The 203-nt window shown below is 73.4% G+C and carries 1 protein-coding gene; it reads right to left on the bottom strand.

Features of this window, described 5'->3' with window-relative positions:
* A partial coding sequence (locus D3261_RS19455; RefSeq protein WP_120075252.1) for a DUF1501 domain-containing protein occupies positions 1-203 on the bottom strand: 203 nt, incomplete at both ends.

Raw genomic sequence — 203 nt, 5'->3', positions numbered from 1 at the left:
CCTTCGTAGAGGTCGGCGTTGCGCAGGCCGGGCCAGTCGGCGATCACGCGTCCGCCCGCGACCGCGCCGCCCATCAGCATCGCCACGGATCCCTGGCCGTGGTCGGTGCCGCCGGTGCCGTTCGCGGCGGCGGTGCGGCCGAACTCCGTCGCCACCAGCACGCTGGTCTTGTCCCATACCGGACCGAGCCCACGAGACATGCG

Origin of the sequence: Halococcus sp. IIIV-5B (assembly GCF_003602035.1) — an archaeon.
Lineage (GTDB): Archaea > Halobacteriota > Halobacteria > Halobacteriales > Halococcaceae > Halococcus > Halococcus salsus.
Note: the sequence above shows the minus strand (reverse complement) of the source record. Positions and strands in the feature narration are given on the sequence as shown.